This is a genomic window from Ditibartonella apis, from assembly GCF_001952075.1.
GTDB lineage: Bacteria > Pseudomonadota > Alphaproteobacteria > Rhizobiales > Rhizobiaceae > Bartonella > Bartonella apis.
On the sequence record NZ_LXYU01000002.1, the window covers coordinates 258,784 to 282,245 of the forward strand.

At 46.3% G+C, this 23,462-nt stretch carries 22 protein-coding genes; 7 read left to right on the forward strand and 15 right to left on the reverse strand.

The features are described 5' to 3' along the window. Nucleotides 1-2: 2 nt before the first annotated feature. Both PEB0122_RS05650 and PEB0122_RS05655 read right to left on the reverse strand, forming a co-directional pair. A complete protein-coding gene (locus PEB0122_RS05650; RefSeq protein WP_075870152.1) occupies nucleotides 3-947 on the reverse strand; it encodes a heme o synthase in 945 nt (314 codons plus the stop codon). A gap of 471 nt (nucleotides 948-1,418) precedes the next feature. Further along, entirely contained in the window at nucleotides 1,419-2,897 is a 1,479-nt protein-coding gene (locus PEB0122_RS05655) for a cbb3-type cytochrome c oxidase subunit I (RefSeq protein WP_075916298.1), read from the reverse strand. 332 nt (nucleotides 2,898-3,229) lie between these two features. Here PEB0122_RS05655 and PEB0122_RS05660 point away from each other — a divergent pair, with 332 nt between their 5' ends. From PEB0122_RS05660 to PEB0122_RS05675, 3 genes are all read left to right on the forward strand, one after another. Then, complete coding sequence (locus tag PEB0122_RS05660; RefSeq protein WP_225867817.1) at nucleotides 3,230-3,715, forward strand: invasion associated locus B family protein; 486 nt, start codon at nucleotides 3,230-3,232, stop codon at nucleotides 3,713-3,715. 127 nt (nucleotides 3,716-3,842) lie between these two features. Next, a complete protein-coding gene (tldD, locus tag PEB0122_RS05665; RefSeq protein WP_075916011.1) occupies nucleotides 3,843-5,255 on the forward strand; it encodes a metalloprotease TldD in 1,413 nt (470 codons plus the stop codon). Between the two features lie 526 nt (nucleotides 5,256-5,781). Further along, a complete protein-coding gene (locus PEB0122_RS05675; RefSeq protein WP_075916015.1) occupies nucleotides 5,782-7,005 on the forward strand; it encodes a YeeE/YedE family protein in 1,224 nt (407 codons plus the stop codon). A gap of 22 nt (nucleotides 7,006-7,027) precedes the next feature. Here the strand turns inward: PEB0122_RS05675 and PEB0122_RS05680 are convergent, their stop codons facing one another. The 3 genes from PEB0122_RS05680 to dxs are packed head-to-tail and all read right to left on the reverse strand — an operon-like array spanning nucleotide 7,028 to nucleotide 10,947. Further along, a complete protein-coding gene (locus PEB0122_RS05680) occupies nucleotides 7,028-8,281 on the reverse strand; it encodes a class I SAM-dependent RNA methyltransferase (RefSeq protein ID WP_075916017.1) in 1,254 nt (417 codons plus the stop codon). Continuing rightward, complete coding sequence (locus tag PEB0122_RS05685) at nucleotides 8,274-9,023, reverse strand: TlyA family RNA methyltransferase (protein WP_075916019.1); 750 nt, start codon at nucleotides 9,021-9,023, stop codon at nucleotides 8,274-8,276. The genes PEB0122_RS05680 and PEB0122_RS05685 overlap by 8 nt, the downstream gene beginning before the upstream one ends. Before the next feature lies 1 nt (nucleotide 9,024). Continuing rightward, complete coding sequence (dxs, locus tag PEB0122_RS05690) at nucleotides 9,025-10,947, reverse strand: 1-deoxy-D-xylulose-5-phosphate synthase (RefSeq protein WP_075916300.1); 1,923 nt, start codon at nucleotides 10,945-10,947, stop codon at nucleotides 9,025-9,027. A 290-nt stretch (nucleotides 10,948-11,237) separates the two neighbouring features. On the opposite strand from dxs, the gene PEB0122_RS05695 reads away from it, so the two are divergent. Then, nucleotides 11,238-11,729: a DedA family protein gene (locus tag PEB0122_RS05695; protein WP_075870160.1), complete on the forward strand. Its 492-nt coding sequence runs from the start codon at nucleotides 11,238-11,240 to the stop codon at nucleotides 11,727-11,729. A gap of 9 nt (nucleotides 11,730-11,738) precedes the next feature. Here PEB0122_RS05695 and PEB0122_RS05700 read toward each other — a convergent pair whose 3' ends face one another. The 3 genes from PEB0122_RS05700 to aroC are packed head-to-tail and all read right to left on the reverse strand — an operon-like array spanning nucleotide 11,739 to nucleotide 14,221. Further along, nucleotides 11,739-11,996: an exodeoxyribonuclease VII small subunit gene (locus tag PEB0122_RS05700; RefSeq protein ID WP_075870161.1), complete on the reverse strand. Its 258-nt coding sequence runs from the start codon at nucleotides 11,994-11,996 to the stop codon at nucleotides 11,739-11,741. Nucleotides 11,997-12,003: 7 nt separating this feature from the next. Further along, nucleotides 12,004-13,116, reverse strand: coding sequence for a 3,4-dihydroxy-2-butanone-4-phosphate synthase (gene ribB, locus PEB0122_RS05705; protein ID WP_075870162.1), 1,113 nt, complete (start codon nucleotides 13,114-13,116; stop codon nucleotides 12,004-12,006). Between the two features lie 10 nt (nucleotides 13,117-13,126). Next, nucleotides 13,127-14,221: a chorismate synthase gene (gene aroC / locus PEB0122_RS05710; RefSeq protein WP_075916021.1), complete on the reverse strand. Its 1,095-nt coding sequence runs from the start codon at nucleotides 14,219-14,221 to the stop codon at nucleotides 13,127-13,129. A gap of 299 nt (nucleotides 14,222-14,520) precedes the next feature. Between aroC and PEB0122_RS05715 the strand changes: the two genes are divergently transcribed. After that, complete coding sequence (locus tag PEB0122_RS05715) at nucleotides 14,521-14,775, forward strand: DUF1344 domain-containing protein (RefSeq protein WP_075870164.1); 255 nt, start codon at nucleotides 14,521-14,523, stop codon at nucleotides 14,773-14,775. A 98-nt stretch (nucleotides 14,776-14,873) separates the two neighbouring features. Here the strand turns inward: PEB0122_RS05715 and PEB0122_RS05720 are convergent, their stop codons facing one another. From PEB0122_RS05720 to PEB0122_RS05740, 5 genes are all read right to left on the reverse strand, one after another. Beyond that, nucleotides 14,874-15,467 carry a histidine phosphatase family protein gene (locus PEB0122_RS05720; protein ID WP_075870165.1) on the reverse strand — a complete coding sequence of 198 codons (594 nt, stop codon included), beginning with the start codon at nucleotides 15,465-15,467 and terminating at the stop codon, nucleotides 14,874-14,876. Between the two features lie 4 nt (nucleotides 15,468-15,471). Continuing rightward, a complete protein-coding gene (gene fabI / locus PEB0122_RS05725; protein ID WP_075870166.1) occupies nucleotides 15,472-16,290 on the reverse strand; it encodes an enoyl-ACP reductase FabI in 819 nt (272 codons plus the stop codon). Between the two features lie 571 nt (nucleotides 16,291-16,861). Further along, nucleotides 16,862-17,326: a copper chaperone PCu(A)C gene (locus PEB0122_RS05730; protein WP_075870167.1), complete on the reverse strand. Its 465-nt coding sequence runs from the start codon at nucleotides 17,324-17,326 to the stop codon at nucleotides 16,862-16,864. A 56-nt stretch (nucleotides 17,327-17,382) separates the two neighbouring features. Further along, on the reverse strand, nucleotides 17,383-18,333 hold the full coding sequence (locus PEB0122_RS05735) for a DnaJ C-terminal domain-containing protein (RefSeq protein WP_075916023.1): 951 nt from the start codon (nucleotides 18,331-18,333) through the stop codon (nucleotides 17,383-17,385). Nucleotides 18,334-18,507: 174 nt separating this feature from the next. After that, complete coding sequence (locus PEB0122_RS05740; protein WP_083650236.1) at nucleotides 18,508-18,981, reverse strand: RT0821/Lpp0805 family surface protein; 474 nt, start codon at nucleotides 18,979-18,981, stop codon at nucleotides 18,508-18,510. Nucleotides 18,982-19,057: 76 nt separating this feature from the next. Between PEB0122_RS05740 and pdxH the strand changes: the two genes are divergently transcribed. Beyond that, nucleotides 19,058-19,681 carry a pyridoxamine 5'-phosphate oxidase gene (pdxH, locus tag PEB0122_RS05745; RefSeq protein WP_075870169.1) on the forward strand — a complete coding sequence of 208 codons (624 nt, stop codon included), beginning with the start codon at nucleotides 19,058-19,060 and terminating at the stop codon, nucleotides 19,679-19,681. 90 nt (nucleotides 19,682-19,771) lie between these two features. Here the strand turns inward: pdxH and ubiA are convergent, their stop codons facing one another. Beyond that, nucleotides 19,772-20,791 (reverse strand): 4-hydroxybenzoate octaprenyltransferase, encoded by a 1,020-nt coding sequence (gene ubiA / locus PEB0122_RS05750; protein WP_083639808.1) that lies wholly within the window; start codon nucleotides 20,789-20,791, stop codon nucleotides 19,772-19,774. Between the two features lie 92 nt (nucleotides 20,792-20,883). Here ubiA and purD point away from each other — a divergent pair, with 92 nt between their 5' ends. Continuing rightward, on the forward strand, nucleotides 20,884-22,170 hold the full coding sequence (purD, locus tag PEB0122_RS05755) for a phosphoribosylamine--glycine ligase (RefSeq protein WP_075916025.1): 1,287 nt from the start codon (nucleotides 20,884-20,886) through the stop codon (nucleotides 22,168-22,170). A 416-nt stretch (nucleotides 22,171-22,586) separates the two neighbouring features. On the opposite strand, the gene PEB0122_RS05760 is transcribed toward purD, so the two are convergent. Beyond that, nucleotides 22,587-23,129, reverse strand: coding sequence for a YcxB family protein (locus PEB0122_RS05760; RefSeq protein WP_075870172.1), 543 nt, complete (start codon nucleotides 23,127-23,129; stop codon nucleotides 22,587-22,589). Nucleotides 23,130-23,462 lie beyond the last annotated feature (333 nt).

Here is a 23,462-nt window from a genome sequence, read left to right on the forward strand (position 1 = left end):
ATTCATGCTCCCGGATAGCCCATGAGGCGAGTAGCCAGCGATTCTATCAGTAGCACTGCAAACAAAGCTGCGAGATAAAAGAGCGAGAAGAAAAACAGTTTCTTCGCACGTGCCACAGTTTCTTCGCGATTTTCCGTCTTCCAAAGTTGGTAGGAATGATAGACGAAGATAACGCCTAAAATTGTCGACAAAGCCCCGTAAGTCATGCCGGCAAAACCGATAAAATAGGGTGCAATTCCACATAGCGCCATCAAAATTGCATAAACGAAAATCTGGTTTTTCGTCGATCGCTCGCCTTTCACATTCGGCATCATTGGAATATGGGCAGCACCATAATCGGTCGTAACAAAAAGCGAGAGGGCCCAGAAATGCGGAGGGGTCCACATAAATATAATGAGAAAGAGCACAACGCTTTCAATGCTGATTGTACCGGTTGCCGCTGCCCAGCCGATCATAGGAGGAAATGCACCAGCAGCACCGCCGATAACGATATTTTGCGGCGTAGAGCGTTTAAGCCACATGGTATAGATCACGACATAAAAGAATATTGTAAAAGCAAGAAATGCGGCCGAAAACCAGTTGATGAAAATGCCCATTGTAAGCACTGACAATGCCGACAATACGAGGCCGAAAACCAGCACTTCACCGCCCGTTAACTTGCCAGCCGGTATAGGACGTTTTTTAGTGCGTTTCATGATGGCATCAATATCGGCATCATACCACATATTCAAAGCGCCCGACGCCCCGCCACCAACGGCAATGCATAAAATTGCCAGAAAGCCGAGAACGGGATTGATAGGATTAGGTGCGACCATCATGCCGACAAGTGCTGTGAATACGACCAGAGACATCACCCGCGGCTTCAAAAGAATTATATAGTCGTTCGCATCGGCTTCCGAAGGGCCAACCAAATGCGGTTTTTGCGATGCTTGCTTTGATATGGACATATATAACCCGTTCTTTTAAATGCACCTTTTAAAGCGGTGCCTTCGTGGCATTACTGGACGAAAGGTCAAAACAACCTCGACTATAGAAGCTATTTTAACAACAAAACGCAACTATTAATTTGTTTTTTAAGGAAACAATATCGATTTCTTGAAGATCAAACCGACTTTAAGCACGTTGTTCGGGGCGCTCAATTCAATGGCAAAAGCAGGAAAAATTTTCCGCTTATTTTGTATGCACTATTCCATTTTCGAAAATGAATTTTTGAAAAATATACCAACGTAAATTTAAAAATCCGATTGCGGAATAGATAATTAAAATCACACATCTGATGCTTTTTTTAAAAATATGTGTTGCTAACCTTTCAGAGAATTTTCTCCGGTTATAAGGTAATTGGCTCGCCCCATACCTAATCGGCTCAAACTTAAACAATAAACGCTTTTGATTTCAAAAATCCGTAAGCCCGGTAGCCATTATTTCGTTACGACAGGCACTTTTTCCCATGCGTCTTTGTTAGGAGGTGACGGCAATTGCCATTCCAAAGTCAAAGCCCCCTCGCCCCACGGATTACCTTCTGCTTTTTGTTTTACAATAAAAGTTTTACAGAGCCCGAATAGAAAAACAATAACCGAAAAGGCTGCAAGAAGTGCCCCGACTGACGAGAACATAACCGATATAGCCGGACTGAAAAGAGCATTATCAGTTAATTCATTGAGATGTTGAGGCAGGAAAATAGCGTTAACGCCAATAAACAATGACCAGAAGTGCAAATTCGTGATGGCTTTGCTGCAACGATATCCCGTCATTTTCGGCAACCAGTAATACCAACCGGCAAAAATTGCAAAAACAGCACTGAGTGACAGGATGTAATGGAAGTGGGCAACAAATGCAGACTGATCTTTCGGGCTAATGCCGTTGCCAATTGTTACAAGCTGCAATGCTGAAAGTTGCCCCATCAGGACAATAAAGAAAAAGCCCATTGCCCACAACATCGGTGTCTCGAATTTGAAATTGCTTTGAACCAATGTCACACACCAGCTCAAAAGGATAAAAGCAGTTGGTAAAATGATAAAAGGCACCGCAACTTTGAAATAATGAGCCATGATATCAGGCTTCTCGAATTGGAAAAGATCGTTCATCCAAAGAATGAAACCGATTGTGCCAGTAAACACCATAGCCGCAATGACAATGTTTTCCATAAAAAGACGACGCTTGCAGAAGGTTACCAGAATTTCACTGATAATTCCGAAAGCCGGCAGGAGCAGCACAAAAATTTCCGGATGGCTGAAGAACCATACCATCATTGATAAATGTCCGGCATTGCCCGAACTGTTAAAAACAAGTTGTGTCAAAGCCGCAAGCATCGCCGGAACCGAAACCAGTCCCAGAAACGACGAGACGAGCACCGACCAGACAAAAACCGGCAACCGAGAAAGAGTAAGTCCCGGCGCCCGCATTGTAATAATTGTTGTAATGAAATTGATAAAAGTAATAATGAATGAGATCGACCCGATGACGATCGTTGCAAGCATCAATATTTTGAAGTTATTTCCATCACCGTCTGACAAAAGTGCAATGAATCCAAAAAGAATAGTAATGGGTAACAATAAGAAAGCTGCCAAATTTGCACGTGGAAATGCAACATTATGGGTGCCGATCATTAACGGTACAAACCAGTTGGCAAAACCGCCGATCAATGCAGGCATAACCATGAAGAACACCAAAATCAGCGCGTGCGCCGTGCTCATGAATGATAAAAGAGCTGTATCTTTCGGAAAAATGCCGTCGAGAAAGGCAAAATCGTTTTCGTTCATAGAAAGACGCAAGGCAAACGAAAATACTGCACCGATGACGCCTGCTACGATTGCGAGCACCAGATAGAGTGTACCGATTGCTTTGCTATCCAAGTTCGATAACGATGAAAAAAAACTTTTCTTTGCGTATTCAGACATCAATTTTGCCAACGTAATCAAGCAATCTATTGATTGCGAAACCTGTTTTCACTTCGTTTAACAACATATTTACATCAAAACAATGCGACAAACAGCCCCAAATAGAAACACTTCATTGCCATAATTGTCAATTCTGCGCGCTTTTGCCATGTTCTTGCCCAAGAATTGAACTTTAAGTGATATCTGTTGTGAATGGTTTACACTGTCGTGCTTGTGGACTCTTTTCACAAACGCTGAAGCGCGATATCGTCAGGATGATTCGAGCAGGAGTTTCTATGTCACTTCGTCATTTTTTCAAACGAGCTTGTGGCGTCGCCGCGTCTTCTCTAACGATGATCGGGCTTTGCCTTGCTCTTGCAGAGGCGCAAACGCCCAACCAACAGGATGTGCCTGCTCCGAAAACTTTTGGAGCATGGACGAAAGTCTGTTCTCTCCCCCCGGGGACACCGAATGTCCAATGTGAAGTTGTCCAGAATGTGCGTGCGCAAAACCGGCCCGACATTGCTTTTCGTGTCACGCTTTATAAGTTGCCGAAAAATCAGGGTACACTTATGCGGGTCTTTGTTCCTATCCGAGTTGAACTGCGTCTGGGCGTAGGGATCAAGATAGACAATAAAGATATGGGCAAAATGGAATATCGTCGCTGTCTTGGTGACAATTGCGTAGCCGAAGCATTTCTGAAAGATGATGATCTTAAGTCATTTCTTGAAGGGAAAATGGCAACCTATTTCATATTTACGACACCTGAAGAAGGTGTCGGCGGCATGATCGACCTTAACGGCTTGAAGGACGCTTACGCTTCCCTGCCAAAAGAATAAGGCGAAAACGATAGCAACCCGCGGATCATTCTGACCGATCAATAAAGATTGAAGCGGCCTTTATTATCGTGCTCGTGTCTTTTATATAAATGGGCGACAAGGGCCGTTTTAAAGACAGGAAAATTATATGAAACCTCTGATCGAACAATTCGACGTTGGAGCCAATGATGTCCAATCGATTGTGAAGGATACTTTGAAAAATGCTGACGATGGCGAATTGTTTCTTGAATATCGTGAAAGTGAATCACTCCTTTTCGATAATGGAAGACTGAAAAATGGTTCGTTCAATCAGGATAAAGGTTTCGGTTTACGTGCTGTAGCGGATGAGGCAACCGGTTATGCCCATTCCGGAGAGCTCACAAAAGCGGCATTAAAAAGAGCCTCGGATGCAGCAAAGGCTGTCACCAACGGCTACCAAGGAACTTATAGCGCGGCACCACGTGGCACCAATAAAAAGCTTTATGACGAACTGAACCCGCTCAATTCCCCCTCGTTCGAAGCTAAGGTAGCACTTCTTAAAAAGATCGATTCTTATATCCGCAATAAAAATGATGCCGTTCGGCAAGTCTCTGTATCGCTTGCCGGTTCGTTGCAACAAGTCGAGATTTTACGTGCCGATGGCGAGCTTGTAAGAGATGTTCGCCCGCTTGTGCGGCTTGCTGTTTCAGTGGTTGCAGGAAAAGGTGACCGTCTTGAAAATGGTTTTTACGGTTGCGGTGGCAGGCAAGCTTTTGACCGCTTTATTGCGGAAGACAATTGGCAAATGGCAGCCGACGAAGCACTCCGTATGGCTCTGGTCAATCTCGAGGCCGAACCTGCACCGGCTGGCACATTCGACGTGGTTCTTGCAAGCGGGTGGCCGGGTGTTATGTTGCATGAAGCTGTTGGACACGGGCTTGAAGGCGATTTTAACCGCAAAAAGACTTCTGCTTTTTCTGGTCTCATGGGACAACAGGTCGCTGCAAAAGGTGTGACAGTTATTGATGACGGCTCGATTGCGGGACGCCGTGGGTCGCTTACCGTTGATGACGAAGGAACACCTTCCGCACGCAACGTTCTGATCGAAGACGGAAAGCTTGTCGGCTATATGCAAGACCGGCTTAATGCGCGTTTGATGGGAATGCGCCCCACCGGCAACGGACGGCGAGAATCCTATGCCTGTGCACCAATGCCCAGAATGACCAATACAATGATGTTAGGCGGCCAATACACTCCTGAAGAGGTGCTCGGCTCCTTGAAGGACGGTATCTATGCTGTTTCCTTCGGTGGCGGACAGGTTGATATTACTTCCGGAAAATTTGTGTTCGAATGTACCGAAGCCTATCGTGTCAGAAATGGCAAAATCGTTGCCCCGATCAAAGGGGCTACACTTATCGGCAATGGTCCGGAAGCCATGAAACGCATCACCATGATCGGCAACGACCCCAAACTTGACAATGGCATCGGTACCTGTGGCAAGAATGGCCAAAGTGTTCCTGTCGGTGTCGGACTTCCGCATTTGCGTATTAATGCAATGACGATTGGTGGCACAGCCGTTTGAACGACTTGATGCAAGGTTATTATAAAACCTGTATTTTTCTATTTACTGGAAATGCCGAACATTTACCCTGCATTCCGGTCGAATGACCGGTGCGGGGCATTAAATCATGGATAGGAACAGTTAAACCTTTTTCCCCGCCGTAATCGTTAGGCTTGAAATCCTGATAGAACAAAATGGTTTCCAAAGGCCACCTCTTCCGGCTCCGGAAAACCACAGGAAATACTTATTTTTCATGTCTCCCGAACAAGCTCCCGCATCTATAACTTATAGTTCTTTTCGCTGATCAGATCTCAATTCAAAATAATTTCCTGTCAGTATGCAATGGTTACCCGATAACATTGCAGATGCCGCCCTAACGATGGCAAAGACAGGCCTTTTAGCTCGTAAAAAATAAGTCAGAGAAATTTTATTCCGTGCCGGAATTATCTTGTTTTTTCTATAGTTTGCGTTGAAAATGGGAAACAAATTTTGTAGGCAAAGTAATGAAATTGCCCCGTGAGGGTTTTCGTGATTGAAAGGAATTTCCATGTACACGGTCGTGTCTGGTCAGCCTCAAAAGCTGTCTCATCATTTTACACTTCCAAAAATTATCAGCGCTTTATTCATTGTGCTTGCTGCTATTTGGCTTTCAGTTAGCTATAGCGTTGAGCAAGGGCTTTTGCTTCTTGTCGGTGCAGCCCTTGGAATAACGCTTTACCATGCATCATTCGGCTTTACATCCGCCTGGCGCAATTTCATCCTTGAAGGTCGTGGGCGCGGTTTGCGCGTGCAAATGCTGATGCTGGCAATTGCTGTTTTACTTTTTTTCCCGACATTAAGCCTCGGTGAAGTTTTTGGCCATCCCGTCAATGGCTCGCTCGCCCCTTTGAGCCTGTCGGTTATCATCGGAGCATTTATGTTCGGCATCGGAATGCAACTTGCCGGTGGCTGCGCTTCCGGTGTGTTATTTACTCTCGGTGGCGGCAATGCCCGCATGCTTCTCGTTCTTGCATTTTTTGTTCTTGGCGGTTTTGTTTCAACGGCTCATGCATCATTCTGGGCAAATATGCCGGCACTGAAACCGGTTTCGCTAGTTAAAACCCTTGGCGCACCATTAGGAATTTTGGTCTCGCTTATGCTTTTTGCAATCATTGCATCGGTGACCGTTATCATCGAAAAACGTCGTCATGGTGCGCTTGAACAGGAAAAGCCGACAACTCACAAAGGTTTACAACGTTTTTTCCGAGGCCCTTGGCCGATGGTCTGGGGCGGCATTGCCTTGGCATTGCTTAATTATTTGACACTTGTGATTTCAGGAAAACCATGGAGCATTGCCGGCGCCTTTCCGATTTGGGGGGCAAAAATCAGCTCTGCTCTCGGTGTCGACGTCGCAAGCTGGCAGTTCTGGCAAAACCCGGGAAATGCAAAAAACCTTAGCTCGAGCATATTTTCCAATGTCACTTCGGTGATGGATTTCGGCATTATTGCCGGAGCAATGCTTGCTGCCGGTTTAGCTGGCCGTTTTGCTTTCAAATTCCGTATGCCTGTCGGATCTGCATGTGCAGCCGTTATTGGCGGGCTACTCCTTGGATATGGTGCCCGTGTTGGCTTCGGCTGCAATATCGGTGCCTATTTTTCAGGTATCGCATCTGGCAGCTTGCATGGCTGGCTTTGGGTTGTGGCCGCGTTCTTCGGAAATACGGCCGGGGTTTACCTAAGACCGGTTTTTTATAAAAATCCTCAAACTGCGCCGCAGATCAAATCCTGCTAGAGATAAGCGCAGTTCACATTTCTTAAAGGCGCCAGCCCGGTTTGGGCTTGCGCTTTTTAAGCAAAGCAACCGTTTCAACATGGGGTGACCATAAAAATTGGTCTATCGGCACAAGCTTTTCAACTGTGTAGCCACCTTCTACCAAAATAGCCAAATCACGCGCCATCGTGACCGGATTACAAGAAACTGCAACCACACGCGGGATATTTGTTTTGGCAATTTCACGTGCCTGTTCTTCAGCACCGGCCCGCGGCGGGTCAAAAACAAGCCCATCAAAAGCTTCCAACTCTCTTGGAAGAAGTGGGCGACGGAATAAATCCCGCTTTTCGTAGGTTACAGTCTTCAACCCGACTGACTGCCGATACGCCCGATCAAGGCTTTTTAAAGCGTCATCATCATTTTCAACAGCATGAACTTTCATCTTTTCGGCCATGCGGAACGTAAATGTGCCTGCACCGGAAAATAGGTCGGCCGCATTTTTTGTTTTTTTCAAGCCCTCCATGACGAGGTTAGCCATAAACTCTTCCGCTTCTCTGGTAGCTTGCAAAAAACCGCCTGCCGCAAGTTCGACAATCGTTGAACCGAAATGAAGCTCAGGTCTTTCTTTTTCTATGATGATCTCGCCGTCAGCCGTCAAACGTATGAACGATTGCTTCAAGCCCTCCTCGACAAGTCGCTGGCGCAATTTTTCATCGTTGATTTTACACCCCTCCAAGGCAACATCGATTCCGTTTTCCGCCAGTGTCACGGTAATCCGGATTTCCTTAGAATAGTTTGCCAATAATGCGGCAACCGATCTGATTGGTGTAAGTGCATCAACAAGCTCGGGCCGTGAAACAGGACATTCCTCAATTGCAACAACATCATGGGATTGGTAGCGGTTAAAACCTACAATTTGCCCTTTCGGCGTTACACGGGCGGTCAAAATCATGCGACGGCGCGTATGTGGGGCACATGGAATAACGGGATCTACATCGGTTGTTATGTTTCTCCCCTCCAATGCGTCGACGACCAGAGATCTTTTCCACATTCTGTAGGGGTGATCGGCCCAATGCTGCAACGAGCAACCACCGCAGTCTTCAAAATGTTTGCATTTTGCTTCAACCCTTTCGGGGGACCGTTTTTTCAACGCAATGACTGAAGCGTGATTGTTTTCCGACGCAATATTGGCAACTTCCTGAGGAAGTGTGAACGGCACATAGATCAATCCATGGTTTGTCTTTGCAACCCCGTCACCGGCAACACCGATATGGTCTATTACGACCTCTTCAATCATTGCTTTTTTCTCCGAAAAGTAAATATTCGCGATTTCCATCACCACCTTCAATCGGGGAAGGAATCAACCCTTTCGCGCGCCAGTTATCAAGCCCGTCAAGCCAATAAAAAAGTTCGTGTGCCACGCTTTCCGCGCGTGATGGATCTTTGACAATGCCGCCCCGACCTATGCCTTCGCGCCCGATTTCAAACTGCGGTTTGACGAGAAGCACAGCCTGTGCCCCCCTTTCAGCGAGACTTAATGCCGGAGGCAAAGCCAACTTTAACGATATGAAACTTACATCCGAGACGACGAGTTGAATTTGACGATTTTTCAAGTGGGCTTTCGTAAGGTCACGGGCGTTGAGCCCTTCGTAAAGGGTGATAGCCGGATGGTTAACGAGGGAAGAATGAAGCTGACCGTGACCGACATCGACAGCTATGACGTGGCTCGCTCCTTTTTCAAGCAGAACTTCTGTAAATCCCCCCGTTGAAGCACCAATATCAAGCGCGGTTACACCTTCTGTTTTAACCGGAAAATATGAAAGTGCAGCAATCAGTTTCAAAGCAGCACGGGATACATAATGTTGTGCAGGGTCAAAAACGCCGATATCGGCGTTTTCCAAAACAGGTTGCCCTGCTTTTTTCACAACAATGCCGTTGATGGTTACAGTACCTCGGGAAATAGCATCCCTTGCACGTGAGCGTGTTGAAAAGAACTTCTTTTCAACAAGAAGTGTGTCCAATCTCAGCCGTTCCGGCATTTCAGGCCCGAATTTGTGGTGTCACCAATGCTTCGCGGCCGAGAGCGGCAAAGACAGTATTGACGATACCGGTTTTATCAAGCCCAATCTCGGAAAGAATTTTTGCTTGCGGCCCATGATAGAGATATTTATCCGGCAATGTCATTGTGCGGATTTTCAATCCCTTGTCGAGCAATCCATCCCTCGCGAGAAATTGCAAAACTTGCGCACCGAAACCGCCGGCTGCCCCCTCTTCAATCGTGACGAGAACTTCGTGTTCGAGCGCAAGGCGACGAACGAGATCTTCATCGAGAGGCTTTGCAAAACGGGCATCTGCAACCGTTGTCGAAAGTCCTGCGGCTGCCAGTTCATCGGCGGCGGCAAGTGCCTCCTGCAAACGGGTACCAAAGCCCAACAATGCCACTTTACTGCCCTCACGCAGGATGCGTCCCTTACCAATTTCGATCAATTCGCCACGTTCCGGCAATTTAAGACCAACGCCTTCACCGCGTGGATAGCGAAAAGAAATTGGCCCCTGATCATAGGCTGCAGCCGTGCGCACCATATTCATCAATTCCAGTTCGTCGGACGGTGCCATGACAACAAAACCCGGAAGTGCAGACAAAAAGACCGTGTCATAACTTCCGGCATGGGTTGAACCGTCTGCACCGACAAAACCGGCACGGTCAATTGCAAATTTCACCGGCAATTGTTGTATCGAGACATCGTGCACGATCTGGTCATAAGCACGCTGGAGAAATGTCGAATAGATAGCTACAAAGGGCTTCAGGCCTTCACAGGACATTCCGGCTGCAAAAGTGACTGCATGTTGCTCGGCAATGCCGACATCGAACATGCGCTTGGGGAATTTTTCCGCAAACTTGTCGAGTCCTGTTCCTGAAGGCATAGCGGCAGTGATTGCAACAATCTTGTCGTCCAGCGTTGCTTCCTTGATGAGGGAATCGGCAAACACTTTCGTATAAGAGGCAGCCTTGCTTTGAATCTTTACCTGTTCGCCGGTCACGACGTTGAAACGGTTTACACCATGGTATTTGTCGCTGGCCGCTTCAGCAGGAGCATAACCCTTGCCTTTACGGGTAATGACATGAACAAGCACCGGTCCGTTCGGATGTTCTCGCACATTTTTCAAAACCGGCAAAAGATGCTCTATGTTGTGACCGTCGATCGGCCCGACATAATAGAAACCCAGTTCCTCAAAAAGCGTGCCGCCGGTCAAAAAGCCACGCGCAAATTCTTCGCCACGACGTGCTTTATCCCAGAAAAATTTGGGCAGTTTTTTGCTTAAAGCTTTTGCACGCTCGCGCAGGTTCCTGTAGGAAGGGCTTGAGACCAGACGGGCAAGATAGGCACTCATGGCACCGGTTGGCGGTGCAATTGACATATCATTATCGTTGAGAATAACAATGAGACGCGCGTCAAGCGAGCCGGCATTGTTCATCGCCTCATAGGCCATGCCTGCCGACATCGAACCATCACCAATGACGGCAATAACATTGCGCTTCTTTTCCTGTTTTAGTTCGTTGGCAACAGCCATCCCGAGGCCTGCGGAAATGGAAGTTGAAGAATGCCCTGCCCCGAACGGATCATAAATGCTTTCACTGCGCTTGGTAAAACCGGATAATCCCCCTTCCTGACGAAGGGTACGAATACGATCGCGTCTACCTGTCAATATTTTATGGGGGTAAGATTGGTGACCGACATCCCAAATAATACGATCTTCGGGTGTGTTAAAAACATAATGCAAAGCAACGGTAAGTTCTACCACGCCGAGCCCCGCGCCCAAATGTCCCCCTGTCACCGATACGGCATCAATCGTTTCAGCCCGCAATTCATTAGCGACTTCTGTCAAGGCGCTTTCCGGCAAGCGGCGCAAATCCTCCGGCAGATGTATCTTGTCCAACAATGGTGTTGATGGTCGCGACAAATTATTTTCCTTAGTTTTTCTCAACTGTTAACATATTTTTCTAGTTGCCAAAGCTTTACAGCTTTTGACGCAAATTTGCACCTTAAAACTCAAAAATTTTGGTCATTTAAGGCCTCACATCTATCAAATTGCGATGATTGTCTCCTCTTATCCGCTTAAAATCGTCGACAAGACATAATTTTCAAGCTTTATGATGCGCTTGATAACAAATAAAGATGCGCCATATGACCAAACCGGCGTCCGTTTTCGTCATAAGAGTTATAAATTTAGCGTAAGATAGATGATAGGCAATGGTTGAAGAATATTTACAACATTGGATTTCACAATATGGCCCGTTTGCCTATTTCTTCATCCTCTATTTCGAATCATTCGGCGCTCCTGTACCGGGAGAAAGTGGCCTCATCGCCGGTTCTCTGCTCGCAGCAGCCGGAAAGCTCGATTTACTGCCCATGTTGCTTTGTGCTTTTACAGGAAGTGTGCTTGGCGATTGCACCGGTTATGCAATAGGCCATTTCGGCGGCGAAAAACTTTTATTGCGTTATGGCCATTACGTGAAACTCACGCCACAAAGGCTCGAAAAGTTTCAGAATATGCTCGATAAACGCGGCTTTTTCTTTGTAGCGACGGCCCGATTTATAGTCGTTTTACGCCAATTGAACGGGCTTATTGCCGGTTCCGGCGGAATGGCTTTTCCAAAATTTCTGGTTGCCAATATTATCGGGGCAGCCGCGTGGACTCTTGTTTGGGGCGGCGGCCCCTATCTTGTAAAATTTTTATTCTAAAAATTCCGCTTATTGTTCGGCATCAAGCGGTTCCAGCCCTTCCGGCTCTCCCTCGCGCGACAAGCGAATTTTATCAACTTTGTTTTCGGCTTCTTTCAAAAGCTTGTCACAATGTTTTTTCAAAGCTTCTCCACGCTCGTATATACGAATTGTCTCATCAAGCGCGACATCGCCGCGCTCGAGTTTTTCAACAATTTCTTCCAAAGCGCCAAGTGCCTTCTCGAAACTCATTTGAGAAACATCGGCATTTTCTTTTTGTTCTGCCATTCGAGCCTCACAAAATATCTGTTTTTTCTATATGGATACCAAACCCTTCAAGGCCAACATAATGACGCTCACGTGAGGCATAAAGAATAACCGAGGTAATGCCGAGGCTTTTGAGAATCTGCGCTCCAAGACCGATCTGGCGCCATTCTTCCTCACGTTCGACCGCCTGTTCGTGTGTCTCAAGCCCTTCCATAGCCATTTCGCGATCGCGATTCTCATCGGCACTACCAACACCGACAGACCCGGCTCTGAGATAGACAAAAACGCCGCGCTTTTCCGTTTCGGCCATCCGACGCAACACAGCTTCAATCTCGTGCTTCTTACCAAAGACATCGGCGACAACATTTTCCCGTTGCAGACGAACGGGAATATTTTCGCCGTCACGGATATCGCCAAAAACAACAGCAACATGTTGCATCGGCTCCCACGGCAATTGATAGCTATGGGCTACAGCCGGTCCGACGAGTGTATCGACTTTCATCTCGTCAACATGCTCGATGAGCGTTTCCTTGCGTTGCCGATAAGCGATAAGATCGGCTACGGTCACGACATGAAGATTATGTTCTTCGGCAAACTTTCTTACTTCCGGACCATGTTTGACAGTTCCATCATCATTCATGAGTTCGCCGATTACACCAACCGGAGGAAGATTTGCAAGCTTGCACAAATCAACAGCCGCTTCTGTGTGTCCGGAACGCATCAATACGCCGCCTTCACGAGCAATAAGCGGGAATACGTGACCCGGACGACTGAAATCCGACGCACTGGCGTTCGGATTTGCGAGGTTTCTCACTGTCAATGTCCGGTCCTCGGCAGAAATTCCTGTTGTCGTGCCATGCAGAAAATCGACTGTCACAGTAAAAGCCGTATGATGGGCTGAATCATTATTTGAAACCATAGGTGCGAGATTGAGACGTTTTGCTTCCTCGCCTGTCATCGGTGCACAAATAATTCCGGAAGTATTGCGCACAATAAATGCCATTTTTTCGGGTGTGCAGTGAACAGCAGCAACAATAAGGTCGCCCTCGTTTTCACGGCCGTTATCATCAGTAACCGCAACGATTTCACCGCGTTCGAATGCTCTTATAGCGTCCACGACCGATTTCTGGTTGAATGTCATAATAGTCCTTTCAGATCCGGCCTGTCTGGCCGCGATGTCTAAGATAATGGTCGGCAATGGCGCAAGCCACCATCGCTTCCCCTACAGGTACAGCTCGTATTCCAACACAAGGATCGTGCCGCCCCTTTGTCACTACATCAACATTATTGCCATCAACATCCACTGAACGACGTGGTGTCAATATTGACGATGTCGGTTTGACTGCAAAACGTGCAATGACCGGTTCGCCGTTGGAAATACCTCCCAGAATACCACCGGCGTGATTGCTTAGAAAAACCGGTCTTCCATTTTCCCCATGCCGCATTTCGTCGGCATTTTCTTCCCCTGTCAAGCGGGCAGCGTTAAATCCTTCACCGATTTCAACGGCCTTGACTGCATTGATCGACATGAGAAAGGATGCAATATCCTGATCAAGTTTCCCGTAAATCGGCGCGCCAAGCCCGGCAGGTACATTGTCTGCAACAATTTCCACTATAGCACCGATTGACGAACCTTTTTTACGAATTTCATCAAGATAAGTTGCGAATTTTTCAGCGGCTATCTTATCGGGAGTAAAAAACGGATTGTTATTAACCTCGTTCCAATCCCAACGGGAGCGGTCAATGTCGATTGCGCCAATAGCAATCACTGCACCACGCACACAGAGATTCGGAACGACTTTTCGGGCTATTGCACCGGCGGCAACGCGGGCTGCCGTCTCACGTGCCGAGGAACGTCCCCCGCCACGATAATCGCGAATACCATATTTGACATCATAAGTATAATCGGCGTGTCCGGGACGATATTCACGGGCAATATTGCCATAATCTTTCGAACGCTGGTCGGTGTTCTCGATCATCATGGAAATCGGCGTTCCGGTGGTGATCAATTGCTTTCCCTCGTCACAGGGTAACACCCCCGACAATATTTTGACCTCATCGGCTTCACGACGCTGGGTCGTGTAGCGGGATTGTCCGGGTTTGCGCTTGTCCAGATAAGCTTGCACTTCCGCCACCGAGAATTTTATCCCCGGAGGGCAACCATCAATAACGCAGCCCAATGCCGGTCCGTGGCTTTCACCCCATGTTGTAACGCGGAAGAGTTTACCGAATGTATTATATGACATAAAAACGCCAATCCAACTTTGCGAACCTTTTTGTTCTATTAAGCTTTTTGTTTCCGGTCAAACAGTTGAGAGCCAAGATTGAAACAATTTTGTTCGATTAAGGGATTTTACCCATATTTCATGCAAGTTTTTCAACAAAACACTCCAGCATGACTTCCTGGCATATTTAAAAGAAATACCTGATGCCATTCTGCATATTCCATTTATGGTTGACCTATGGCTATGGTTTCGACACAATCCCTTGTCATCAATCCATAATGATTTGAAATTTTATAATAGACAATTTTGAAAGGCCCACTATGAGAAAACTGGTTTTTGCGGGGATCCTAGCTACATTTCTTTTTCCAGCCTTAGCCCTTGCCGACGATGTCAAAGGGACGATAACTGCCATTGATCAGGATAATAACACCATAGTACTCGACAATGGAAAAACCTACAGTTTACCAGGCGAATTCGATTATTCTGTTTTGAATGAGGGCATGAAGGTTATCGTGTTTTACGACACAGAAGGTGATAACCGCTATGTCACGGATATCGAGCCGCAAGAAGGCTGATTATCTTTTTCATGACACTGTTATAAATTAAAAAAAGACACACCAGTTCCAACTCGTGAATTTGGTGTGCCATCAATTATTGAGAATTTAAAATTGGCTCAGAGCCATTCCAGTCCGTTTTCATCAAATCGCAAAATACGATCCTGATCGACCATAAAGTTTGCAGCTTCCGCTTCGCTCAATCCACCGTAAATATGCATAATTGAACGCAGGCACCCGCCATGGGTGACACAAACTGTATCGCCTTCAACCTTTTCAACCCAGTCTTTTACACGCTTGGCAAGCATGGCATAACTTTCTGCCTTTTCACCGGGTGGCAAAAAATTCCACTTGTCGGCAACACGGGCAGCAATGAGTTCAGGGTGGACTTTGGCAATATCATCCTCGGTGGTACCCTGCCAATCACCGAAATGCATCTCCATCAATTGCGGATCTGTGCGATAGCCACGAATATCAAGCCCCATTTCCCCGCGGATAATTTCCATAGTCTCGCGGGTGCGACGCAACGGGCTTGCAACAAAATCAAAGCCCTTTGCATCACCCAACAGCTCTTTCAACAACCGTCCGTTACGGGCAGCCTGTTGTCGGCCATATTCGGTGATATCCCGATCTATCTGGCCTTGAATGCGTTTGGTAATGTTCCAGTCCGTCTGACCGTGACGGGAAAAATAAATAAGTGGACGCTTGGACACTTTATCAATCCTTTACAACAGAAATATCCGGTGCATCGACTGCTTTCATGCCAATGACATGATAACCGGCATCAACATGGTGAACTTCGCCAGTTACCGAACGGGACAAATCCGAAAGAAGATAAAGCGCTGAATCACCGACCTCATCAATTGTAACCGTCCGACGAAGAGGCGCGTTATACTCATTCCATTTGAGAATATACCGGAAGTCACCGATACCCGAAGCAGCCAATGTCTTGATCGGGCCAGCCGACACAGCATTGACACGAATTTTCTTAGGCCCAAGGTCGACCGCAAGATATTTGACACTTGCTTCAAGAGCAGCCTTGGCAACACCCATAACATTATAATTTGGCATGACCTTTTCCGAGCCATAATAGGTCAATGTCAAAATCGAACCGCCGTCGGGCATCAGTTTTTCTGCCCGCTGGGTAACTGCTGTAAGGGAATAGACAGAAATATTCATTGTCATGTTGAAGTTTGCTTCCGATGTATCAACATAACGTCCTGTCAATTCATCCTTATCGGAAAAGCCGATTGCATGAACGAGAAAGTCGATTTTTCCCCATTTCTGTTTTACCGCATCGAATGCTGCGTCAATTGATGCCGCATCTGTTACATCACAATGGCCACAAACAAATCCGCCGACCTCTTCTGCAAGCGGTACAACACGTTTTTTCAGTGCTTCCCCCTGATAGGTAAAAGCAAGTTCCGCACCTGCTTTGTGTGCAGCTTTTGCGATACCCCATGCAATTGAATGATTATTTGCAAGCCCGAGAATTAAACCGCGCTTGCCACGCAACAAACCGTTACTGTCACCCATTGGTATTGCCTCATAATTGCTTGATATCAGTTTTCGCTTTTTGCCCTATGACATAGCTCGCACGTTTCTTCAAGTAATTGGTGCAATTTGTCGGTTAAAACCTTTAATTATGCAACGCTAACATAGAAAAGCTGTGAAAAGCAGTCCGTTTTTTCGTTCGTGACGAATAGATTCCAGCATTCGCTAAGGTCAGTCTATTTGAACCGGCATCTATTCCGGCAAACCCATCAATGCGATTGTAACAAAGTTTATGCTAGAATTAAAACCGGCGGTTCCAATTGAACAATCGAAAATAGCAGCGCATTGGAGTAAATTAAGAAAAACAGTGTTTTTGATAGGCAATCGTTGGTTTAGTAATGCTTTGCGCTTTTCCTTATCGTGACAAATAAATGCGCTCGATACCCTAAAGACACGTAAAAAGCCCCGATACAGAAACACGCGATTGGCATTCTTTACTGTTTTCAAAGTGTTTTGGTACGATGGATATGCAGGCCTTTAGAAAGGTACGCCCCGCCAAATCGGGAATACCTTCCGACAAGTTGTAAGAATTATAAAGTGAAGATACCGGCAATCAAGGATTATCCGGTTTATCGTCTGGCGTCTCTATCGTGAAGTTGATTTTCACGTCACCATTTTTTTCAAAATGCAAAACAGCCGGAATCATTTCACCTTCACGTAACTCATCCTGACAATTGAAAAACATAAAATGATAGTCACCCGGCTTTAATTCGAGATAACCGTTGGGCTCGATCGTGAGAGGCTCCGCGAGCTTTTGCATCTTGACCTTGCCATATTGTCTAATCGTCTCGTGAATCACCACGTGATCGGAAATATCCGCGCTGATTGATAACAAGCGATCTTCATTAAATCCGCCATTATGGATAAGAGCGTACCCTTCTGCACGATTCTCGCCTGTATCGGATTTTCGTACCCACGGGCTTTCGACAGTAATATCGCCTTTGGTGAAATTTTCACCTAATGCCGATGAACAAAAAACCGGCAGCAGCAAAAAAGCGAGACAAAAATTGATCTTCATGACAATCCTCTATCCCGCTTTTATTCCTGTATGTTGCCTTCATCAATCTGCGTTTTTCATGATTGCAATTTCATGAATTGTTCAAGTCCGGCATCTCCCCCTTCCGGCAGCATAATGCGTACATGAACATAAAGGTCGTCCCGGCCACCTGTTTTTAATGGCAAACCCCGCCCCTTCAAACGTAATACCTTGTCGGAACTTGACCATGCAGGGATCGTCAACATGATACGCCCGTCAAGCGTATCAACAGGCTTTTTAGCGCCCAAAACTGCATCTTTAAGAGATACCGGTAAATCAAGATGAAGTGCTCTTCCTTCAACGTGAATGTGGGGATGAGGTTTGATGTGAATTGTCACCAACGCATCTCCTGCACGACCGTAAGGAATGCTTTCTCCCTGACCTTTCAAACGAATTGTTTGTCCATCCTCGACGTAATCGGGAAGCTTGATTTTAAGTTTTTTGCCATTAGGGAAAATAGCTTCAACCTTTTCGGCACCGACGAGCTGTTCCAGCGTTACGTCCAGGCTTGCGTGAATATCAGCCCCCTGTTGGGGAGCTTGAGCACGGCTGCGGCTGCCAAAGCCGGAAAAACCGCCACCTCGATTGGCACCGTTTCCTGCACCGAAAAGATCGCGAAAAATATCGCTCGCGTCAAAGCCACCTTTGCCGCCGCCTGAACGGAATTCGAAATGGCTGGTACCATTACCGAATGGATTGCCGCGGCCACCAAAGCCTTGCGCTCCGCCAAAGCCCTGACCACCACCGGCAAAGCCTTGAAAAACAGGCTTGCCTTCGGCATCAATTTTGCCACGATCAAATTTTTCTTTCTTTTCCTTATCCCCCAGAATTTCATAGGCCTGATTGACCTCGGCAAATTTGTCCTGAGCAGTCTTATCGCCCTTGTGAAGATCAGGGTGATATTGTTTTGCCAGCTTTCTGAATGCAGACTTAATCTCTTGCGGTTTGGCAGTGCGCGCCACACCCAGAACCGTATAGGGATCACGCATATTTATCCTCTTTCCAGCCGAAAAAAGGGCATCCCCTCAAGACGGCTTTATAAAAAATCTGTTCCACCTTAAAGGGCAGAAAAATATCTAATTCTCTATATGCCTATGAAACAGCAAAAATACCAGATCATTAAATGTTTTTTTAAGCGTTTTTGAATGACCCGATTATGAACTTCAATGCACAACATCAAAGGCTGTCATTGTCCAGACATCGGGAGCGACTTCACAAAGTTCACCATGATAGAGATTTTCACCATCGAAGGCTGAACGGGTCGCTTTGAATTTGCGGCACTTGCGCCCTTTATCCGAATTTTCGACAATGGCACTGATCGTCCCTTCGCTTCCGGTTATGGTATTATCCCATTTCAATTCTTTGTCCGAGGTCTTCAAATTTTCGATCACTCTAATCTCGTCGCGTATAACGAGTTCATCAGACTGTAAAATGGGATCACTCGCGAGTTCTGTTGACTGAGAAGGAATCGAGCCGGTCACAAGCGAGGCATCAACATTATTTTCCGTTGGTGCAGCCGTTGAAGCCATATTATCAAGTTTATCACCCGATATGATACAGCCTTGCATTGGCAATATGATCGTGACACAAATAACAAAACGACCAAGCCGGCTTTTCAAGTTAAAAAAAGCTTCCATAGTTCACTTTTTTCTGTGTCGGCCAGGTAGTTTGACAACACACTATAATACGCAAAACACATAATTCAGGTGCATTATGACAGATGAAACGTTAACAACTGGTGACTTTGTTGAAGCAAATGAACCATTCGCACTTTTCACGACATGGATGGATGACGCGACAAAAAGCGAAATTAACGACCCGAATGCCATGGCACTTGCTACAGTGGATCCTACGGGTCTGCCAGATGTGCGTATGGTGCTTTTGAAAGCTTTCGGTGCGGACGGTTTTGTCTTTTACACCAATTATGAAAGCAACAAGGGACGAGAAATCCTTTCTTCCATGAAAGCGGCTTTATGTCTTCACTGGAAATCCTTGCGCAGGCAAGTAAGAGTGCGTGGACTGGTTGAAAAGGTAAGTGATGAAGAAGCTGACGCCTATTATCAATCACGCGCACGTGGAAGCCGTATCGGCGCATGGGCTTCCAAACAGTCACGCCCGCTGGAAAGTCGCTTTGCGCTGGAAAAAGCCGTTGCCGAATACACGGCAAAATATGCAATCGGCAATATTCCGCGCCCTCCTTATTGGTCCGGCTTCAGAATCAAACCACTTTCAATCGAATTCTGGCATGACAGGCCGTTCAGACTTCATGACCGCGTGGTTTTTTCCCGTCCTTCCCCCGATGCAAAATCATGGGAAAAACACCGTCTCTATCCTTGAGAGGCTTCGTTATCGGCTACATTTTCCGGCAAGCCAGGCAGTTTTAAAGCCGACTTTAAAAAAGTCGGCTTCAATCATGCGCGACGGTTATCATTGGAAATAACGTGTCGCCGCGCCGAGTACGAGACCGAAGAAAATCAAACAGCCGACTGTCGAATTCGATTTAAATAACCTCAGACACTCGCTATTATTGTCGATGTCGATCGTAATTATCTGGTAAAACATGTGTATTGCGGCAAGTAAAAGGCCAAGATAGGCAAAGGCAGGAACACCAGCCAGAAGAAATGCAATGAGGCTTAATACGAGAAACCCGCTATAAAGAAAAACAAGCGCGGATTTAGTTTTTTCCCCAAAAAGCCGTGCTGTCGAGTGCACTCCGACAATTGCATCATCTTCCTTATCCTGATGGGCATAGATTGTGTCATAGCCGATTGTCCATAAGACCGAGCCGAAATAAAGGCTCAAGGGTGCAAAATCAAGACGACCGTAAATTGTCGCCCACCCCATCAACGCTCCCCAATTGAAGGCAAGACCTAAAAAGAACTGCGGCCAGTCGGTCACACGTTTCATGAACGGGTAAATCGCAACAACAACAAGCGATGAAATGCCTAGAATAATGCTGAAAGGATTGAATTCAACAAGCACGATAAGCCCGACCAGGCATTGCAACCCCATAAAGATTTTAGCCTGTAAACGGCTGACCTGCCCCGATGGCAAAGGCCTTGAACGCGTACGCTCGACTTTGTTATCGATTTTCTGGTCAACAAGATCGTTCCAGGTGCACCCTGCACCCCGCATGGCAATAGCACCGATAAAGAAAAGAAAAAGATACCATATTGCCAAGGCAACGGGATATGGATGCAGTTCGGAAGAAAAGCCCTTTGCATCCATTGCCAAAATTAGCGACCAGAAACACGGCCACATCAGAAGTTTCCAGCCGATTGGCCGGTCCCAGCGCGCCAATTGGGCGTAAGGCCAAAGGGAATGCGGCAACAAGCGATAAACCCAATGGCCTGACGGTGCGTCGAAGACACGTCCTCTCACGCCTTGTTGTTGAAGCGTTTCGTCGGCTCTCAAGCTGTCGGGAACAATATTTTTGTTGTTTACCATTTACGAGCGCACACCTTTTACCTTGAAGCTAAAGCATTTCATTTCTATGACAAGAGCTAGGGTTTTAACATCTTCTTCAACAGGAGCAAGCAATGAACGTTCTTCTCATTGGTTCAGGTGGACGCGAACATGCATTGGCATATAAAATTTCGTCATCCCCACTTCTTGGAAAGCTCTTTTGTGCTCCGGGTAATCCGGGTACTCTTGAATTGGGAGATAATGTTGATCTTGATGCAAAAAACCATAAAGCTGTCGTCGAATTTTGCAAGAAAAATTCGGTAGAACTCGTGGTCGTCGGGCCGGAAGCGCCACTTGTTGATGGCCTTGCAGATGCTCTTCGCGAAGCTATGATTCCGGTTGTAGGACCCAATAAACGCGCAGCGCGGCTTGAAGGTTCGAAAGGATTTACAAAAGATTTATGCGCCAAATACAATATTCCGACCGGCGACTATCAGCGTTTTGATAATGCTGAAAAAGCCAGGGACTATATTGAAAAGAAAGGTGCACCTATTGTCATTAAAGCTGATGGTTTGGCTGCCGGTAAAGGTGTCACCGTTGCAACCACAATCGAAGAAGCATTCCGCGCCGTTGATGCCTGCTTTGAGGGGGCTTTCGGAAAAGCCGGAATTGAAATTGTTGTGGAAGAATTTCTTGAGGGTGAAGAAGCAAGTTTCTTTTGCCTTTGTGATGGTAAAACTGCTATTCCTTTTGGCTCTGCACAAGATCACAAACGAGTTGGCGATGGCGATAAAGGTGCCAATACCGGTGGCATGGGGGCCTATTCACCAGCACCTGTCATGACCGACGAGATGACAAAGCGGGTTATGAAAGAGATTGTCGAACCGACGATGCATGGAATGGCCGATCTTGGTTGCCCGTTTAGCGGCGTTCTGTTTGTAGGCTTGATGATTACAAAAAGAGGCCCAGAACTTATTGAATTCAATGTCCGCTTCGGTGACCCTGAATGTCAGGTTCTGATGATGCGGTTAAAAAGCGATTTGCTGCCTGTCCTTTATTCTGTTGCAAAAGGAAATCTTGAAGGTGTCACACTCGACTGGAACACAGACAAAGCTTTGACTGTGGTTATGGCCGCTAAAGGCTATCCGGAAGCGCCGAAACGTGGAAGCATTATTTCAGGCATAGAAAAAGCGGATAAACTGCCGGACGTCAAAGTTTTCCACGCCGGTACCGCATTGAAAGACGGAAAAGTCATAGCCAATGGCGGAAGAGTGCTTGATGTTACAGCAACAGGAAAAACTGTAAGACAGGCGCAACAGAAAGCCTATAAAGCAATAAAATTGATTGATTGGCCCGAAGGGTTTTATCGCCATGATATCGGCTGGCGTGCCATTGAACGGGAAAAAGCCGATGCTAGCTGAAATTTCAGCACTTGGCACGCGATGGATCCGGCATAAATCTGCAGAATAACGGTTTTTCACTGTATCGGAGCGCAGTTTGAGACATTGAACGCTTTCGCAACTAACCACAACTTGATCCGGAGAATTGTAGTCCCCGCGATAATTTTAAGGGATGCCCGCATTCAAGCCTGACCGGATAAAGCGGGTAAAAAAATCGGATACGTGTTTTTCCAAAAAAACATTTCAAAATTCAAGCATATCGGATTTGTCCGCTGCCGACATCAAATTAAAATAATCGCTTTAAGTTTGCGCATTTTTGGCAGACAAGCCGACCTTTGCCGTTATTTATCAAAAAATGTTGTCCTTGATATGCTACTCATTGTCAGTGTGGCGGCATCTACCATATGATTTCGAGTGAGATGGCAAATAAAAAACGTCTACTTCTCTTCGGCAGCTATTTCGCGTTTGAAAATAGTCCGCAGATCTTCAAGTTGCTCGTCATTCATAGGCGCTTTCGGCAATACATTGAATTTCTTGGGCGATATATAAAGTGCAATAAACGTCGGATATTCTCGCCAGCCGGAAAACAAACGAAACGGGTATGTCCCTCTGATATAAGAGCTCTTTATTGCAACTGCATGATCATCCCATACCCAGCTTTGTTCAAGCCCGATCTGTTTATCATTTTTTACCAATTGTTGGACATGATGGGGAATGAGAACGCAATAGTTCAACGCCCAGATAGCAATGATAATAGCTGCATAAATTGCCGAGATGCGATAGAGAGAGCGCCCCCAATTCTGATACCAGTCAGAACCGTCAATCATCACAAGAACCGCTGACATCAGAGCAACTGCAATGATCCAGAGCAGGAAAAGACGCATAAATGTTCGCCTTGATAGCGCATGGTCGCGATAATAAGCTTTGAGTGCCTCGATCGCATCCTGCTTTTCAAGTATAAAAACAATCTGCCGCGTCATTCAGTCCTCCGGATATAACCTCCTCGTAAGCTTAACACCGGTTCATTGTCAAATGGCAAAGAAAATTTTTAAAGGAAATTTTCGGGAATATTGTTTGCTCGAATAAATACGGATAAAACCGGCTTCCAATTTTGTCAAAAACTCAACAGCTATCTTTTTTTAAAGCAATAGAAGCCCACGTTAAAAATCACGAGCCTTCTGACCCTGTTCCATCAAAAACACGGACGAAAAAATAAATCTTTTACGGCTTTTATTTTTTCTCTAAAAACCGGCTTTAAATGTGATCGACTACCAAATCGGAGAAAACAATAAATAACGGCGTCAATTCTTGTA